Source organism: Massilia sp. 9096, assembly GCF_000745265.1.
Taxonomy (GTDB): Bacteria; Pseudomonadota; Gammaproteobacteria; order Burkholderiales; family Burkholderiaceae_D; genus Telluria.
Map to the genome: position 1 here is coordinate 126,562 of NZ_JQNN01000002.1, position 18,490 is coordinate 145,051.

The window sequence follows — 18,490 nt, forward strand, 5'->3', positions numbered from 1 at the left end:
ACGATCTAAGCAGCAGTATGTAACGCTGCGACTTCGACAAAGATTAGTACCGTGTGGCTGACCGATGCGAGCTTCCAGTCGCGCTTGCCCGCACTACTACGCAAATATCTCGCTAAGCTTCGCTAAGCCATTCCTGTTTTAAACGGCTGCTTTGGGTCGACAGCAGCCGGTCGTGACAGTCCGCGACTTTCCCAGTTCGGCAACCTGCTATGCTGAGCCGAACGGCCGGGTTCGGCCAAAAGCGGTCGCTCGGCTGGAGAACTCGACACTTGACGAAACCGTATCTGCGTTTCCCGTAACGATCTGCGCTCGCGCACGAAGAATGACATATGAAATTTTGAAAATACGCTGCGCTGCCACGGCAATTGTGCTTGCATTAGCTGCCGCCATGACGGCAAACGCGGCAACGCTGATGGAGGCCCGTAAAGCCTACTCAACCCATCTAGTCGTAAGCGTCAAAGCCCCTCAGGAGTACGCATATTCGAGCGTTCCAAACGGGGCACAGGAAGTCACATACGCGTCGGGCGCCTTGCGACTCAAAGGTTGGTTATCGACTGCACGGCCCGGCAAGGTTTCGCCTGCTATCGTCTTCCTGCATGGCGGTTTCGCCATGGACGCCGGCGATTGGGCAGTTGGGCAGCAACTCGTCAAGGAGGGCTACATTGTCTTTATGCCGCAGTTGCGAGCTGAAAATGGCAACGCTGGCAGTTTCGAAATGTTTGGCGGCGAAGTCGATGACGCCATTGCTGCCGGCGTCTATCTACAAGGAGTTCCAGGTGTCGATCCGAAACGGGTCTATGTCGTGGGCCACAGCGTTGGCGGCAGTTTGGCGATCCTAGCGGCACAGATGCCGTCTCCCTATAAAGCCAGCGCATCGCTCAGTGGTTTCGCGCGTCTCACAGAGTGGATCGACCATTTTCCACGAATCGTGCCATTTGATTTAAAGAATGCTAACGAGCGTGCGATTCGAGATCCGTATCTGTACGTGACTTCGGTACAAGTGCCACTGTTCATGTTTACGGAAGTGGCAAATTCATATGCCGTTGAGGCTAACGAGACTTTCTGTCAGACGGTGAACGAGACTTCAAGTTGTCGCCACACCGTCATCAAAGGTGATCATCAAACGATGATCGAGCCAGCGATCCGCGCAACTGTTGCACAGTTTCGCAGCTTGCCGTAAAAGCGCATGGTGAGTTTCGGAATGGCAGCAATGGGCCGGTTGCTGCCTGTCGTGACCGTTCGTGACTTTTTCGCATTGGCGACCTGCTATCCGAAACTGAACGGCCGAGATCGGCCAGAAGCAGACCTTTGATGCTGAGTACTCACATTTGTACCCGACTCTGCAAATTGCCCTTTTTGTATCGATGTTCGAAGCGCCGAAATGCCGAAATGCTCGCGGCAACGACGCTCGTATGGATCCGTCCGCAAATACTCCGGCCTGCTTACCATAAAATGGCACCTTAAAAGAAGAAGGAATACATGAAAAAAGCTATTTTTATTTCATATGCTTGGACATCCGGCACACACCGCGAATGGGTCAGGCTGTTAGCGATTCAGTTGCGATTGTTAGGTTATACGGTACAGATAGATAGCACTGTAGAGTACGGGGCTAGCTTAAGTAATTTCATGCGAGAGGTTACAGAAGCCGATCGGGTGCTGATGATCGTTGACGAAAATTATGTTGAGCGTGCTGACCGGCTTCCCGAGTCAGGGGTAGGTATTGAGAATCGATGGATTAGAAGCGTATTTAAAGAAAAGTCAGCCTCTTGGCTTTCAGTTCTCTTCGTAAACAATCCTAGCTACCTTTTGCCAGCCTGGTTAATTGACCAGCAACCCAAAGGCTTCAACTTCAATTCAAATGCGGATTTGAACAAATTCCCAGGGATTGAACAGATGGACGATCTCTGGCGATGGATAGAGGGACTGCCAGCTGACAAGGCGCACGCGCTTTCGGCAGCACGGCTTCTGGAACGTACGGCGCGGATTGAGAAAATCGACGCCATGCGCGATCCAGCAAACTACGCAAGCCCGGCGTTAGAAGGTCGGGTCACTTTTCAATACAAGGACTACGCGCATTACACATTGGGTCATGGAGAGTATGAGTTCAAAGTGAACTTCAGCGATCGCGGTTTTGGTTCGGTCTACGTGTACATCGATAGTGGCCTTAAAGCTATTGGGCTCGTTACCGCTTCCGATTTTGACCGGCAGACAGTTGAGACTTTCCTGCGGCCAGGGCGAACTGCAGAGCCAAACGTGGGGCAAAGTATCGTAATGATGAACGCGCTAGGGGCGTTGTGCATCATGAAGATCGAAGGGGGGCAGGCAGAGATTAATACGGATGTACACGTTCCTGCAGCGGTAACTTTCAGCTATCAAATCCTCGTCGGAAGATAGAAGATCGTTTCTTCGATGACTTGCTTATAATTTGTAGGCGCAACCAGCTGACAAGTGGCGGTACGAGGTCCGCAAAAGTTCGGTTGCGGTCATTCAGAAGAGACCGCAACCGGCCAGAAGCAGACGTTGGCTGGTACTTGGTTCTGATTCACGAGTAAACTTGAAATCGACGATGGCCCGCATACCAAAAGACCATGTGATAGCAACAGTGCTGGTTGTTGCGCTTTGCTTATTAACGGCAACCGGTTTCTATCTTTATCGACGTGGTGTCGACAGTGAGGGTGAGGCCAACTCAAGCTGTGAACAGTGGCCGCTGCCTTCAGTGGTAAGCCAATCTGGCTGGGCAATATCTGGACATATCACTGGCTGTTCTCCGCCTGCAGCAAGCGTAGTCAACTATGTCTACATCCATCCGCAAGACCAGAAGGAAAGTATCGAATTTATGGTCTTTCGTTATGAAGATGGTTATAAAGGCGACGAAATAACCTACAAGTGGATCGACGCGAGAACTGTTTTAATTTCGTTACGCCGGGCAGGACAAATCACCCGAATGCATAAGTCTGTCGGACCGATCCAAATTCGTTACGACATCGGTGAGGACTACTCGGGTTCGAAGTAACGTTGCTCGCATCAGGACATAAGCATTTTAAGAATTGGCGATTCCGGGTCCATGGCAGCCGAGATAACTCAGGCATCAGAAGGGCCGCTTTGGGTCGAGAGCTGCCTGTCGTGACAGTCTGAGAGTTTGTCAGCTCGGCAACCTGCTATGCTGGCCTGAACGGCCGGGTTCGGCCAAGAGCGGACCATCGCAAGAAGGGCAAGGTATGCGATCGCTGAGCATTTTGTTCGATGAGAAGTACGAGGACGCTACATTTCATGACTCAGAACTTCTGTCATGTGTCGTCGACTTTGCGTGCGCAACTGCAACCTTGGAGTTCAATATCCAGTGTCGTGCGACCGCGCCAGACCAGCAGTTTTCGCTCAGATGCGGGACCCTTGAGTTTTCTGGGCTGTGTTTTTGCTCAGTCGAGCCAACCGTCTTCCAAAAACGGCCGGGAGGCGGCTCGTCATTGTGGATCACGGCGGAGGGCCCATTGCCAGATGACCGCTTGCAGGTAAGCGAGGCTGTATCTGGGAATTTGCCGCCGGAGGCCTTCACGCATTACCTGTATTCGAGTTCAACGAACAGCTTTATTGTCATCGCTGCTACAGGCGTGCAGTTCCGTTGGCGGCACACTGAGACTGAAATTCGTTGAATTGCGAGGTCTGCTTCGGGTCGGTTGCAGTCAGTCGTGAGAGTGAGGTAGCTTTTCACGTGTCAACTTGCCATGCTAGGCCGAGTTTAGACTCGCGTGTTGGACAACGAGCACAGCGCCAGCGTGTAGTATGTCTGCTATTCCTTTTCTCCCTGCCCGCTGTTCAAAATGCCGCTGTCGCTCGGCGGCGCAACCACTCAGCGAATGCCTCGTCTTCTACGCGGTACTCACCAATAGACAGGCGAGTAACCATGTTCTCGGTCTGGAGTCGGCGCAGCGCGTGCGATGCGGTGTTCTTTGTCGCCGCAATACCGAGAATCGACGAAAGTCGTTTGAGACCGGCTGCGCCGTGCAAGTCGGCCTCGCCGCGGGCAATGAGAGTGACAACCGCTTGGTCGGCTGGGCTCATTGCGCTCCACTGCTTCAAGAAATGCTCGTCGGAAAACACGGACGACCTTGTGTGTTCGAGCGCAGCGTCCGCGCCTTCGGTTTGGTACAGCATGTAGCGCTCAACGAAACGTTTGAAAAACTCCGGGGTGTGATGAAGTTCGGTGAAGGCGTGCTTACCCTGCTCACGCGTTAGCTGATGCCTGGCAAGAGTATTCATGAGCGCGATCGTGAAGTCGACGAACTCGTCGCCTAGGAGAGGAAATGGCTCGAGGGGCGCCCAATTGTAAAACGGCTCGGACGCGCGAGCGAACATGGCGCGTAGCGTCGTTTCCGAGCTGCCAGCGAATATCACTTTGATGTGTGCCTTACGCACGTCGAGCGCGGCACGCAGTGCGTGGGCGAAGTTGCTGTGGTTGGCACCGGCTAGCACCTGAGCCTCATCGATGACCAGCAAAAGCGACTTCTTCTGGCCATCCAGCTGCTTGAGCACTTCGCCCAGCTGCGACGCTTTGTTTTCGGCAGAACCGAGCTCGGCTTCAATGGAACCTTCGACCCCGCCAGGAATCTTCGCGCCGGCCTTGAGCTTACGCACTGGGCGGCGCAAGCCAGCGAAAAGCGCTTTCACCCCGTGCGGCTCAAGTGCGTCAGCCAAGGCGGAAACCAGCGCGGCATCTGGCGCCGCCCGGTTATCCCAAAGGTTCGTATAGGCTACAAGATATCCTCGCTCACGCGCCGCTGGAAGAAGATCCTGCTGTAGAAACTCTGTCTTGCCCATACGACGCCTGGCAAACAGGCCGCGCGCTGATGAGAGCTTAAGGTCGAATGCGTCCAGATAGGCCGCAGCCAATACCGGCCTCGGGAAATGCCATGGATCCGGCTTGGCGGCATCGTTCTGTATCATCGGATGTGAGAAGTATCGGAATATGTGATACTGCATGATACCATGTTATGTGCTCTCTTCTTCTGCTATGTCGAACCAGATGCGCGACGAGCACAATCACTTAACCGAACCCTCTCGTTGCTCTACAGGTAACAAGCCAGTACACTGAGCTGAGTTAAACGGCCGAGTTTGGCCAGAAGCAGACAGCGACTGAACAGGAGGAACATGGCAAGTATCGGTGAAGTGTATTTCGTTATGGATGGCGATGACTTCGACCCTGCAGACGTAAGCATCTATGTCGGCTGCGCTGCAACTGACCTGCGCCGTAAGGGACAGCGTCGGACTGATGTTCCCGTTCCTCGATACTTTTCGTGGGCGGTTTCAAAAGGTAGGATCGAAGATGTCTTAAAGGTGTCGAAGCTAATCGCGCAGCGTCCGCATGCTTTCGATGATTTCGGCCGGCCGTAGGCCGACAACCCAGCTTTAGGCCTTTATGCGGTGCGCACTTGGCCACTCACAATTCATGCACCGGCACGCCCAGCACCTTGCCCTTGATGTCCCACAGCGCCTAATCAATGCCGGCGATGGCGCTCATCAGGATGGCGCATCCGCGGTAGAAGCCACCGCAGTACATCATCATTCACAGGTCGTCGATGCGCGCTGGGCCCGGGCCGACCAGCATGTCGGCGAATTCTTGGACAGCCGCCTCCACCGTGCGTGCATCGCTTTCGATAACGAGTTCGTCCCAGCCGAGCATGCCTTCGTCGGTCTCGACTTCAAGAACATCTAGCACGGACACGCGGTAGGTCGTGAATTTAGTGATCTTTATTGAGGAATTCTAGCTCTGGCTGAGGATCGGGGGCTCACACACCGGTTGGCACTCAGTTCAATGAAGCCACATCGCTTCAGACTGAATGACTCAGGGCTATAGGGAATGAAAACCCTCGTCCGGCGGCGCGATCAGGCGGGCCGGATTGCCGATAGCGCGATAGCGATCGTCGACGTTGCGAAAACAGACCGAGCCGGAGGCGAGCTCAACATCCGCCCCGATCGACACGCTGCGAGCGACGACCGCATTCGCACCCAGGACACTGCGTTCGCCAACCCGGGCGTGGCCGCTGATTTTCGCTCCCTGGCCGCAGAACACGTCGGCGCCGACTAGGCTGTCATGGGCGATCGACGCCGTATGCATGACCAGCGTATCGCTGCCGATCCGCGTGCGCGGACCAACGCAAACGAAGTGCCCGATCATCGCGCCGGGCGCCAGTTGCGCGGACGGTGACACCTGGGCGTGCGGCGAGACGAGCGGCGCAGCTCGTTGCAAACCCAGCGCCAGCAGATGGTTGCGCAGGCGTGCGCGTGCGGCATGCCCGGAAAACGCGAGCACGAAATGGGTAGCGACCTGCGCAAGGCGCTCGATGTCGGTCAGCACGGGCAGATCGACCCTGACCTGGGCGGCGTAGGCAGGATCGGTAAAGCAACCGACGAAGCGCTCGTTGCCGAAAATTTCGACCACCTCTTCGGCGACCGCGCCGGTACCGATCAGCACGATCTTTTGCGCCGATGGCCGCGTCACGGCCGCTCCCCAGCCGCACCGGCGCGCGCGTGCCAGTAGGCATGCAGCACCGCGCCCGGCGACGTATCGACGCCGATGGCCGTGATGGCACGCGTCTCAACCGGCGCATGCCCTGCCGGTCGGCGGCGCGCGGCGTCCGGATCGCGCAGGATGCCGATCGCGGTCCTGGCATAGGCGTGCAAGTCGTCGACGCACCACTGCCCAACGCCGTAATGCGCAAGCAGCATCGGATCGATCCGCCCCGACAAGCTGTCGCCGCGCAGGCACACTACTGGGATCCCCAGCTCGAGGCCATCGATGGTGGTGTTGGCGCCGCCAAACGGAAAGCTTTGCAGGATCACGTCGGCTTGAGCCAGCCGTTCGATATAAGCGGCATGGCCGCTGCTGGGCACGACTTCGACGTCGCCGAGCAAGGCCGTCAGGCGTGCCTGCAGGCCCTGATGTTCGACCCCATGGACGTTGGGGAACATCAGCAGGCGCGTCGACACGCCGCAGCTCGCGCGGATCGCTTGCACCAAGTCCAGGAAATCCGCATTCAGCTTGGCCGCCATGGCGTTGATGCAGATGGTGCGCATGTTGGTGCGCACTTCGGCATGCGCCGGGGCGCGCGGCGCCACGGCCGCGCCGGCCGGCAGGAAGCGGTGCTGGTGATAGTAGATCGGATCGGGAAACTCGCCCGGCGCGGGCTTGGGCAAGCCATCGAACAGCAGCGTGGCGTCGATCTCACGGCTGCCGCTCGGCGACGGATGCCCGCTGGAGGCAACTTGCAGCGGCGCCAGCCGCAACAGCGACAACGCGAACGTCAGCATCGACATGCCGATACTGGGATAGAAAATCAGGTCGGGCTGGAGCGCCTGAATGTCCCGGCACCAGCCGGCGACCGGCGCCGCGTCCGGCGCGAAGTAATACTGGCGGTCCGACAGCGCGGCATGGGCGGCGCATTTCGTGTCCTCGTCGGTGTAGAGCACCACTTCGAAATGACTGCGCAATTGCCCGATCAAGTCGGCGAAGAAGCGGTACAGAGCATGGTTCGGCACCAGCTTTTCGGCAATGACGAGCAGGCGTGGACGCGTGCGCGCAGGATGCGGCGCAGCGCTTGCCATGGCGGGCGGCTTGAGTAGCGCGAGCAGCCGCGAGGCCTGTTGCGCCAGCTGCGCCTTGGCCTGATAGCGCAGCGCCGACGGCTGGTAACCCAGCATGAAACAGGCGCGATGCAGCAGGTTGAGCGCGACCGGCGGCAAGGATACCGGCGGCAGCGCCGGTACGTCGCTGATCAGGCGCCGCATGGCATCGGCGTGTGAGTGGTCGAGCGCGCTGTCGTCGACCGCCGCCGCGGCAAACAGCAACGCCAGGCGCGGTTCGCGCGCGGCCCACTGGCCCAGCGTGAAGCCGCGATAGAAAGTGGCGTCGCCAAGCAAGGCCAGCTTGCGGCGCTGCTCGCCCGAGAGCGAGAACAAATCGAATGCCTCGTCCATGCCCAGGGCGTAGCCGAGCAGGTTCGACGGCAGCACGCCGCAGGCCGTCGCCAGTCGCCGCAACGGCAGGCGCGCCTGCATCAGGCGCGCTTCGCCGTCGCCTTCGCCGGCGTCGGCCTGGGCGATCCAGCGCGCCAGCACACCCAGCACCCGCTGTCGCTGCACTGTGTCCAGCGGGTCGCTCTCCCACTGGCCCTTGACAAGGCGTTCGAACACGGCGTTCTGGAACGATACCGGATCCGCCAGCATTGCCGGCGTATCTAGGTGGAGCAGATCGGAATCAATCAAAACCGGATCCTTTTATTTCTCTGGCTTGTGGGCCGACGCGCTCTCATGGCGTCGCCGAAAAATTCATGCTGACGATCTTCGGCGTTCCATCCGATTGCGGAATGCTCACCTGCACGCCCAGGGAGCCGGAAAAATCCGCCGGGGGAGTGCCGCTGAACTTGCCGGTCGCCGCATTGAAGGATAACCAATTCGGCAAAGGCTTGCCGTCCGCTGTCTGCGCCGCCACGCTGGTTCCGGGTGGCAAGGCGGCAGGAATCGCCACGCTCGCGCTGAAGTTACGGGCCGGTCCGGCCTGGATCAGCGTACCGGCGCCGCCCTTGAGCGATACCGTCTGGGTGTCGACCGATGCCCCGGCCTGGGTCAGGCCGATCTGTCCGCTAGCGCTGGTCGCATTCTGGGTGGTCACGCCTTTGGCGGCATTGACAGCGATGCTGCCGGCGCTGGTGGCCTGGGTGCCGGCGAAGCTGGCGCTGCCGCCCGCATTGACGGTGACGTTGCCGCCGGCCTGGATCTCGGCCGCCTGCTTGGTGGTGGCGCCGCTCAACGATGCATTGTTGATGACGGTGTTGGTGGCGCCGATCGAGCCACCGTGCGCGCTGCCGTCGGCGGTGCCGAACGCGACGTTGCCGCCAGCGTTGACGGCGACGTCGCCGGTCCCGCCATCGATCTTGGTCCCGCTGAAGCCGGCGTTGCCGCCCGCCGTGATGTTAAAGCCGTTGCCGGCGCTGATGGTACCCGCCGCCGCAGTGGTCTCGTTCTGTCCTGCCAGGCTGAAGCCGGTCTTGCCTTTGGTCTCCGGCCCCTCCTCGGCTTCGGGCTTCGCCTCGGCCGCGCCGGCCTTGGCGCCCTGGCCTCCCTTGGCGGCCGCCATCGCTGCGCCCGCTCCCGCCGCCGGTTTGGCGGCGCCGCCCGCCGCCGGTTTGGCGGCGCCGCCCGCTGCCGGTTTGGTGGTGCTTTCGTGGCTCGCCTCGAGCGACGCCGAGAAACCGGTGCTGCTGGAGGTGCTCACCGCGGCGGTCACGTTGACGTTGCCGCCAGCGGCGATCGAGGCTTGCCCGCCCACGGCGACGGTGGTGCCTTCCAGCGTGGTGTTGGCCCCCGACGACAGGTTCAGGTTACCGCCCGACGTGATGCTGCCTGCCGTCGCGGTGTTGCTGTTGGACTTCGCATATTCGCCACCCAGGCCGATCTCGCCGGACTTGGTCGTGCCCTCCTTGGCCGAGCTTTCCTTGGACGCCCCGATCGACGCGTCGACGCCAAACGACTGGCTGCTCGCCGTGCTGTGCGCGGCCTGGAACGCCAGGTCGCCCTTGGCGGCGATCGAGGTGTCGCCCTGCGCCGCAATGGTAGTGCCCACGAAGGTGGCGTTGCCGCCCGAGTTGATGGACAAGCCGCCGCCGCTGGTGATGCTGGCGGCTACCGCGTCGCTGCTCTGCGAACTTTCGTTGGTATAGCCGGCGCTCGCATTGAAGCCGCCGCTCTTGCCGCCGCCTTCGCCCTTGCCCACCGTGACGTCAGCCGCCACGCTCAAGCCGTTGCTGGTGTCGCTGCTGGTGTTGGCAGCAGCAGCGAAAGTGACGTTGCCGCCGCTGTTGAGCGTGGTCTTGTCGGTGGAAGCCAGGGTAGTACCGGTGAAATTGGCGTCGCCGGTCGTCGTGATGTCCAGTTTGCCGCCCGAATTAATCGAGCCCACGACCGCCGTGGTCGACGTGCTGGTCGCGTTCGAATTGTCGAAGCTCGCGGCCAGGCCTACGCTCTTCTGCACCAGGTCGACTTTCACTTCGCCCTTGCCGTCGACGCTCTTGTCGCTGCTGCTGGCGGTGTTCTGCGCCGCAGTGTAGTCGAGCGATGCGGCCTTCAGCGAGGCGTCGCCGCCGGAGGTGATGTTGGTGCCTTCGAGCACGGTCTTGCCGGTCGAGGTGCTGTTGAACTTGCCGCCCACGTTGACGGTCGAGACCACGGCGTCGCTGCTCGCGCTGGTCGACTTGGCCTGGCTGTTCTCGTAGGTGGCGTTGATGCCGGCCCCGGCACTGGCCTCGGCCTTGGCATCGGCGTCCGCGGTGTGGCCGCCAATGCCGGCCGAGCCGCTGGCATTCGCCTCGGCCTTGGCGCTGGCTTCCGCATACACGCCGATCTTGGCCGTGTTGGTCACCGAGCTGTCCGAATCGTACGTCGTATTACGGGCGGCCTGGCTGACGATGGTCGTGGCCGATTGGTTGAGGTCGCCGCCTGCGCTGATCGAGGTGCCGACGTCGGTGATCGTGCCGCCCGCGTTGCGCGTCATGTTGCCACCGGCCGACAGCGACGACACTTGGGCAGTGGTGCTGCCGTGCGTCGAGCTGGTGGTCGTATTACTGGCATACACCCCGACACCGACCTTGGCATTCGCCTCGGCCGACGCGTCGGCGCTGGCCGTCATGTTGGCGCCGCCGACCCCGGCGTTGGCCTTGGCAGAGGCGTCGGCGCTGGCGTCGGCGTACAGGCCGACCGAGGTGGTGCTGCTGGTGGTCGAGATCTGGTGCACGTCCTGTGCGGCGTTGAAACTCATGTCTTTCGCCTGCAGGTTCAAATCCTGTCCCGCGCCCAGCGACGAACCGGTGGTGGTCAAGCTCTTGCTCGCGTTGATGCCGAGGTTGCCGCCTGCGCTGATCGATGCGCCCTGGTGCGTGACGTCGAGCGTGTCGGTGGTGCTGGTCGAGGTTTTCATCAGCGCCAGGCGGTTTTCCGACGAGGCGCTGGCGCCGGCTTCCGCGCCAGCCTGCGCGCTCGCCTTGGTCGGATCGAGCCCGGCCGCGCCACTGACGCCGTTCGCACCCGCGTGGCCGCTGGCATACGCGCCCGAGTCCGCGCTGGCGCCCGCGTTGGCATGGGCATTGGCCTGGTTGTCGCTGCTACCCATCAAGCCAATGCTGGTGGTGCTGGTGCTGGTGTGCGAGGTCGACACGTCCTCGGCCGCCAGCGCGTTGACGTTGGTGGCGTTGACGTTGGCGTTGCCGCCGGCCGCCACGCTGCTGCCGACGACGTTGACGTCGTTCTTGGCGTTGATGTTCAGATCGCCGCCCACGTTCAGGCTCGAGCCGACGTGGGTGGTGTTGAGCGTGTCGGTGCGGGTGGTGGAGGTCGACGCCAGCACCAGGCCGCCGCTGCCCTGCGCCGCAGCGCTGGCTTCGGCGTTGGCCTGGGCCGAGGCCTTGGCGCCCTGACCGCCGCTCGAGCTCGCGCTCTTGCCCGCGCTTGCGTCCGCGCTGGCGCTGCCGCTACCGCTGTCCACTTTCAGGAAAGTCGTGGTCTTGGTGGTGGTGTGGGTCTCGTTCGAATCGAGGCCGGCCAACACGTTGACGTTGGTGGCGTTGATGTCGCCGTTGCCCTTGATGTCCGTGGTCGAACCCAGCAGCGTGATGTCCTTCCCGGCCGTCATGCTGGCATTGCCGCCGATGCTCAGGGTCGAGGCCACGTTGCGGTTCGAGACGCTGTCGGTGGTCGTCGTCGAATTGCCGGCCAGGCCGCCGCCCACGCCCAGGCCAGACGTGCTGCTTTCGCTGTGCGTGGTACGCGAGTTGGCGCGCGCCAGCAGGTTGATGTCGCCGCCGGCGTCCAGCTTCGCATTGCCGCCCGCCACGGTGTCGGTGCCGGCCAGGGTGATGTCCTTGCCCGCGCTGATGTTCAGGTCGCCGCCGGCGGTCAGGCCGGACTTGATTTGATCGACCGTGGTCGTGCTGGTGGAGCTGACCGTGGACTTCATGAAGCCAGACTCGGCGCTCGAACTGCTGACGGTCGTCTTCCTGGCAATCGTGTCGAAGGTGACGTTGTTGCCGGCCACCAGGCTGGCGTTGCCGCCCGCAGCCATCTGCGCGCCGATGTTCTTGACGTCCTGTCCGGCATTCAGGCTCAGGTTGCCGGTCGCGACGATACCGGCGGTCTTGCCGACATCGGTCACGTACTGCAGCGCATTACCCGAACCGCTGACGGCAGTCTGGTTGACGATGCTGCCGGCGGTCGACTTGAGGGCGACGTTGCCACCCGTGATCGTGCCGGACCGGTTGGTGATGTCACCCGTCGACGTGATGTTCAGGTTGTTGGTACCGGCGATGACGCCGCCGGTATTGGTCATCGACGTCAGGTTCATGTTGACCTCGCCGCCCGAGATGACCGCCGAGCCGGCGTTCAGGCTGGCCGCGGTGGACGCGGCGAGGTACACCTGCGGCGCCAGCACGGTCTTGCCGTCGACGACGGTACTGACCATCCAGACGATGTCGTGGCCCAGCTTGGCAAGCTGGTCGCTGCTTGGCGGCTGGCCGAACACCAATCCCAGCGACTTACTTTCCGTCACGGCCTGGTTGAGCATGCCCTGCATTTGCGCGGCCAGATTGCTGTAGCCGTCGATCAGATTGTGGCCGGTCTGGGCGATCAGCTGCTGCTGCACCAGGTAGGCTTCGTAATTCGAGTCGCCCAGGCGCAGGCCGATCTGGTCCGGGTTGTAGCCCAGCTGCGTGGCCAGGTAGGACGAGCCGGTCGGGTTCGACGTGACGCCGAACAGCGGGTTGGTCACGACCAGGTAGGAAGCGTTGGGCGCCTTCGAGGTCACGTAATAGCCGTTCGGGTTGGCCGGCAGCGCCAGGTTCAGGCCGCCGTAGGTGATCGCGGTGCTGCTCGCGACCGCCGCCACGCCCGATTGCAGCTGGCCGCCGCCAGCGGTGCCCAGCGTGCTTGTGGACGTGCCGGCGAAGGTCGTGCTGCCGCCGCCGACCAGGTTGCCTGCGGCCGTGCTGGACAGGCCGTGATTCGCGGTCGAGGTCTGGCTGGCACCCGATGCCGGCATCAGGCTGGCTGATTGTGCGCCGGCAGGCCCGCCCTTCGGCGTCGCGGCCTTGTTGAACTGGGCACCGTCGTTCTGCATGCCGTTGGCCAGCGCGAACCCGCTCGCGTTCAGGGCGTCGTGCGCGAAGATGCCGGCGCCGATGCTCGGCAGTGCGACCGTCGTGTGCGTCAGCGAATCGTTATGGTGCGAGTCATCGGTGTACTTGGCCGGACCTTGCGCGATATAGTCGATGTAGTGCTCGTAGGTCTCGGTGTAATCCGTGCGCGTCAGCGTCATCGGATTGTTGGTGAAGTTGGCGCCGCCGCCGTTGCCGGTCAGTTGCACCTGATAGCCCGAAACGATCCCGCCGACGTTGGTGCCGGTGTCGAAGCCCTTGAGCGTGACCGTGCCGCCGCCGATAATGCTCGGCTTGGTCGCCGTCGCCGTGGCGCCGGTGTAGGCCAGGCTTTGCGAGTACGTCGAAGTGTAATACCAGGTCTCTGTGCGGTTCGCGCCATCGCAGTCCGTGCAATCGATGTGGTTGGTCTGGACCGTGACCGGCGTGGTCGCGCTCTGCAGCGTGCGGGTGTCGCCGCCGTAGATATCGTTGTGGATCTTGGATGCGCTGAGTGTCACGTCGCCGCCCGCCGTGATCGTGCTGCTGTTGACGATCGTGCCGGCGGTGAGCGCGATGCCATGCTGGGCATCGATGGTGCCCTGCGGCCCGCTGCCACTGCCCAGGTTCGTGATCGTGCCGGACGCACTCGCGCCCAGGTTGCCGCCGGCGTACAGGGCGCCGGCGTTGCTGATATCGCCGTTCGTCGCGTTCAGGGTCAGGTCGCCTTTGGTGGAAATGCCGCCGGTGCTGGTGTTGGTCAGCGCCGGCGCGGTCAACGCCAGACCCGTCTCGGAATGGATCGCGCCGGGGTTGCTGAATGCGTTGTCGACCCGGATGGTGGCGTTGCCGTTGCCGTTCACGGCCGCCAGGATGACCGACGACGAACCGCCCATCGTCAGCCGGTTGAGCGTCAGGTTCATGTCGTCGAACGACTCGACCTTCGCGCCGTCGTCGATCTGCAGCGTCTGGCCCGACACCGTCAGCTTGTTGCCCAGCAGCGTGCCGCTGCCGTTCAGGTGCACGTTCGCATTGCTGACCGTGACCAGCCCCCCGCCCTGCACGGTCCCGCCGACGCCCAGGGTGTACGGCTGGCTGCCCGACAGCGTCAGGTCGCCGCCGGCCAGCAGCATGCCGCCATTGGTGGCGCCGCCCACGCCCATGGTGGCGACCAGGTTGCCGGAGGCTTCGACGGTGCCGCTGTTGGTCAGGGCGCCCAGGTGCAGGTCCATGTCGCGGTCGGCGTTGACCAGGCCGCTGCCGTCGACGTTGAGCGCAGCCCCGCTGACGCTCAGCACGTTGCCCAGCAATTTGGCGCCGTTTGCAACGCCGATCGTGGCGTTGCCAACGGTCACGTGGCCGCCGCCCTGGAGCGTGCCGCCGATCGCGGCGGCGTACGGATTGGCGCCTGACACGGTCAGGTCGCCGGCCGCCAGCAGCGTGCCGCCGACGCTCAAGCCGCCGCTGCCGATCGTGGCCGTCAGGTTGCCGTTGACCTGCAGGATGCCGGCGTCGTCAAGGCGCGCCACGGCCACAGTGGCGCTGCCGCCGCTGGCGGTGGCCAGCGACATCACGCCGCTGGCCTCGTTCTTGAGCGTCGACGCCGTGCTGACGTTGCTGCTGCGCGTTGCCTGCACCAAGCCGGCATTGTCGACGCTCGCCACGTTGATGGCGAGCGTGTCGCCCACCATCGCCGCGTTCGCGCCGTTGCTCAGGGCGGCATTGCCACTCACGGCCAGCGTTTTTCCGGCGAACAGCACGGCGTTGTTGGACAGGGCCGCGCTGGCGCGGATGGCCAGGTCGTTCTGCGCCTGGAGGATGCCGCTGTTGGTGAGTGTGTCGACGGACAGGTTCATCGCATCGGCGGCGCTGAGCACCGCGCCGGCGTTGACGGTCGCGGCCTGCGCGCCCAGCGTCACTTGCGTGCCGACCAGCTGGCCATGGTTGTTCACGCTGACGGTGGCTGCGTTCCGGATCGCGGCAGTGCCGCCGATCGAATCGAGGACGCCATCGATGACAACGTCATACGGCGCGTTCTGCGCGGCCACGGTCAGGTTGCCGGCACTGACCATCACGCCGCTGTCGTTCAAACCGCCCGCGCCGATGTTGGCCGCTAGCGTGCCGCTGGATTGCAGCTGGCCGGCATTGACCAGCGTGCCTGCCGTCACCGTCGCCGTGCCGGTGTTCAGGCTTGTAAGCGACAGCAGGCCGCTGGCCGCGTTGTTCAGGCGGCCAGTGGTCGTGATGGCGCCGGCCGTGTCCGCCCGCACCGTGCCGGCATTGTCGAGACTGGCGCCAGTGACGGCGAGCGTGTCGCCGAGGATGGCGGCGCCGGCCGCGTTGGTGATCGCCGCGCTGCCGCCGATAGCCAGTGCCTGCCCTGCGTGCAGGGTGCCCGCACCGTTGTTGTCCAGGGTCGAGGCCACGTTGGCGTTCAGGTTGGCGCTGGCTTGCACCGTGCCGCTGTTGGCTAGCGTGCCCAGCGCCATGTCGATGCCGGTGGCGGAACTTACCAGTGCGCCGCCGTCCACGCTCAGCGCAGGACCGTTGACGCTGAGCTGGTTGGCCAGCAGCTGGCCGCTGCCGCTCACGTGGAGATTGGCGTTGTTGATCGTTGCATGGCCGTTGCTCTGCAACATGCCGCCGACCGTCAGGGCATAAGGGGCAGCGCCGGACAGGTCGATATCGCCGACCGCCAGCATCGTGCCGCTGTCGTTCAGGCCGCCGACGCTAACGGTGGCAGCCAGGTTGCCGCCGGCCTGCACGGTGCCGCTGTTGTTCAGGCCGTCCATGGCCAGGCGCATGCCGTGGTTGGCGCTGACCAGGGCGCCAGCATTGACCGTCATCGCATGCGCGCCGACCGCCACCGTATCGCCGACCAGCTGGCCGTGGTTGTTGACGGTCACCGTCGCAGCATTCCGGATCGTAGCCGCACCACCGATCGATTCGAGCACGCCGTCGATGACGACGTTGCCGGGCGCTGCATTCTGCGCCGTGACGCTCAGGTCGCCGACGCTCAGCATCGTGCCGCTGTCGTTCAGGCCGCCGGCACCCACGTTCACGGCCAGCGTGCCCTTCGACTGCAGTTGCCCGGCATTGGTCAAGCTGGCCGCGCTCACCGCCGCACCCGCGCCGTCGGCAGTGGCCAGCGCCATCACGCCGCTAGCTGCATTGTGCAGTTGGCCCGACGTCGTGACGCTACCGCTGGTGGCTTGCAGTACGCCGGCGTTATCCAGGCTGCCCGCCCCGATCGCCATCGTATTGCCGAGCACTTTACCGTCGACGCCGTTCGTCAGCGCCGCATTGCCGGTCACGGTGAGCGCCTGGCCGGCTTGCACGGTCGCCGTGTTGTTCAGGGCCGTGCCCAAGTTGGCCGTCAGGTTGCCGCCGGCGAGCAGCGTGCCCTGGTTGGCAACCGTGTTGGCGGTCAAGGCGAGGTCGCGGTCCGATTGCAGGACACCCTGGTTAGTGAGCGCGCCGCTCACGCCGACCGTGTCGAGCGCACCATGGGTCGACAGCAGCCAGGTGCCTTGGTTGTTCAGGCTGGCGCCCTGGACCGTGCTGCCCGTGTTCGCCTGGATCACGGCGCCGGCCGCGTTGGCAAGCGCCGCGCCGCCAATGCGCATCGATCCGTCTGCCAGCAGTGTACCGGTGTTGCTCAGGTTTTGCGTGGCGCCGCCGTTGCGGTCGGCGATGTCAAGCGTACCGGCCGCGTGGACCGTCCCGCTGTTGCTGACGGTGCCGTTCGCGCGCACGCGCACGCCGCCCGCGTCGGCACTGATCTGGCCGGCGTTGACCAGGCCGCTGGTAGCCGCCAGCGACACGTTGCCATTCGTCGATTCGATGCCCTGGCCGGCGCCGCCGGTCGTGGACAGCTGGCCGACGGCGCTCAGGCTCAGGTCGTTCGTGCTCTTGAGCAGGGCGTTGCCGAGCGCCATGTCGCCCGCATTGGTCGAGAGCGACTCGCTGGTGCCGGCATACACGTGAGTGCTATTGGCGCCCAGCGCCAGGGCGCCGAACTGGCCGTCTAGGGCCTGCACGCTGCTCCAGCTAGTGCCGTCCAGCGTGGCTGCGCCGGCTGACGACAGGTGCATGTTGCGCCCGGCATAGCGCCGGTTGTTGTCGGCCAGGTTGCCTGCGGCGGCCGTGTCGGCCAATGCGCCGACATTGATCGCCACGTCGCGCGACGCGACCATGGCGCCGCCCAGGAGCGCGGCGTTGCCGCTGACGCTGACGTTGATGTCCTGGGAGGCGCTCAGGGACGTGCCGTTCAACTGCAGCGCTTGGGCATCGCCGCTGGTGACGGCTAGGTTCAGGTCGGTCTGCGCCGAAACATGATTTTGCAGAATCACCTTGCCGGCGGACGTGAGCGAGAATTCCGCTGCTGACGCGGCCGCATCGCCTAGCATGCGCACCCCGACGCCCGCCTCGGTGGCGATCAGGCGGATGCGGTTGGCGTAGATGCCGCCCAGTAGCGTGCTGTCAATGGCGCGCGTCGGTGCCAAGCCGGTGGCGTCCGCCGGACCGCTCACGGCGCGGGTCGCGTAGTTCCACTGGTTGGCGCCGGCCACGATGCCGACGTCCTGCGCATTGATCTGGCCATCCAGTACCACCGAGCGCGCCACTAGGTCCAGGACCTGCTGGTTGGTCGCATTCAACCCGCTGCCGGTGATCAGGATGTCGCCGGTGCCGACTTTCAGCAGTCCCATGCTACCGTCGCTGTTCAGTTGCGCCACACCCGTGGTGAGCGTGACGCGCGGGCTGTTAATGAAGCCGCAGCCGGAGCAGGTGATGCCGTACTGGTTGGCGACGATCACGTCGGCCTTGGTGCCCAGCACTTCGGTATAGCCGGCCAGCGTCGTGCGGTTGTTCGACACGACTTCGTTCAGGATGACCGACGCCGGATTGACCAGGTTCAGGTTGGCGGAAACCTGACCGGCCAGTTGCGAGACACGGCTCATCTGGCTGGAGTCGCCATTGTTGAGCACCATGCCGTTCGACTGCACGTTGTACTGGGTAAAGTAGTTGTGCGACAGGCCGGCGCCGTTGGCCGTTGCGATGTTGACGACGGTGACACCGTTCGGCGCGACGTACGACGTCGTGTTGCCGCCGGTTGGTAGCGCCGTAGGCGTGGGCGGTGCGCTGGCGAAGCTGTAAAGCGGCACGCTTAAGGTCAGCGCCACCGCCGCGGTTGCGGTGGCGACGCTCGAGGCGCCGCCGCCGCCGGCGGTCTTGCCGAATTCGGAAACAGCGGTCCAGCAAGCGGTCCTGGCATTCCAGATGACGCGAAAAATCTTGTTCATTCTTGTTCTCTTTAT

8 protein-coding genes and 1 pseudogene are annotated in these 18,490 nt (G+C 63.1%); 4 read left to right on the forward strand and 5 right to left on the reverse strand.

Features of this window, described 5'->3' with window-relative positions:
- The first annotated feature begins 172 nt into the window (after positions 1–172).
- The 3 genes from FA90_RS24585 (at position 173) to FA90_RS26825 (ending at position 3,013) form a co-directional block, all read left to right on the forward strand.
- A complete protein-coding gene (locus FA90_RS24585; RefSeq protein WP_156116939.1) occupies positions 173–1,180 on the forward strand; it encodes a S9 family peptidase in 1,008 nt (335 codons plus the stop codon).
- 299 nt (positions 1,181–1,479) lie between these two features.
- Positions 1,480–2,394: a toll/interleukin-1 receptor domain-containing protein gene (locus tag FA90_RS24590; protein WP_036177504.1), complete on the forward strand. Its 915-nt coding sequence runs from the start codon at positions 1,480–1,482 to the stop codon at positions 2,392–2,394.
- 160 nt (positions 2,395–2,554) lie between these two features.
- The gene (locus tag FA90_RS26825; RefSeq protein ID WP_156116940.1) at positions 2,555–3,013 is read left to right on the forward strand and encodes a hypothetical protein; all 459 of its coding nucleotides are present in this window, start codon (positions 2,555–2,557) and stop codon (positions 3,011–3,013) included.
- A gap of 800 nt (positions 3,014–3,813) precedes the next feature.
- Here FA90_RS26825 and FA90_RS24595 read toward each other — a convergent pair.
- Entirely contained in the window at positions 3,814–4,941 is a 1,128-nt protein-coding gene (locus FA90_RS24595) for a hypothetical protein (RefSeq protein WP_036177509.1), read from the reverse strand.
- A 204-nt stretch (positions 4,942–5,145) separates the two neighbouring features.
- On the opposite strand from FA90_RS24595, the gene FA90_RS26830 reads away from it, so the two are divergent.
- A complete protein-coding gene (locus FA90_RS26830) occupies positions 5,146–5,388 on the forward strand; it encodes a DUF4279 domain-containing protein (RefSeq protein ID WP_156116941.1) in 243 nt (80 codons plus the stop codon).
- A gap of 103 nt (positions 5,389–5,491) precedes the next feature.
- Here the strand turns inward: FA90_RS26830 and FA90_RS27785 are convergent.
- The 4 genes and pseudogenes from FA90_RS27785 to FA90_RS24615 all read right to left on the reverse strand — a co-directional run.
- A pseudogene (locus FA90_RS27785) lies at positions 5,492–5,749 on the reverse strand (D-galactonate dehydratase); the annotation flags it as partial.
- Positions 5,750–5,845: 96 nt separating this feature from the next.
- Positions 5,846–6,496 carry a hypothetical protein gene (locus tag FA90_RS24605; protein WP_156116942.1) on the reverse strand — a complete coding sequence of 217 codons (651 nt, stop codon included), beginning with the start codon at positions 6,494–6,496 and terminating at the stop codon, positions 5,846–5,848.
- Positions 6,493–8,259, reverse strand: a complete 1,767-nt coding sequence (locus FA90_RS24610; RefSeq protein ID WP_156116943.1) for a hypothetical protein — start codon at positions 8,257–8,259, stop codon at positions 6,493–6,495. The genes FA90_RS24605 and FA90_RS24610 overlap by 4 nt, the downstream gene beginning before the upstream one ends.
- 43 nt (positions 8,260–8,302) lie before the next feature.
- Complete coding sequence (locus tag FA90_RS24615; protein WP_036177525.1) at positions 8,303–18,475, reverse strand: hemagglutinin repeat-containing protein; 10,173 nt, start codon at positions 18,473–18,475, stop codon at positions 8,303–8,305.
- Positions 18,476–18,490 lie beyond the last annotated feature (15 nt).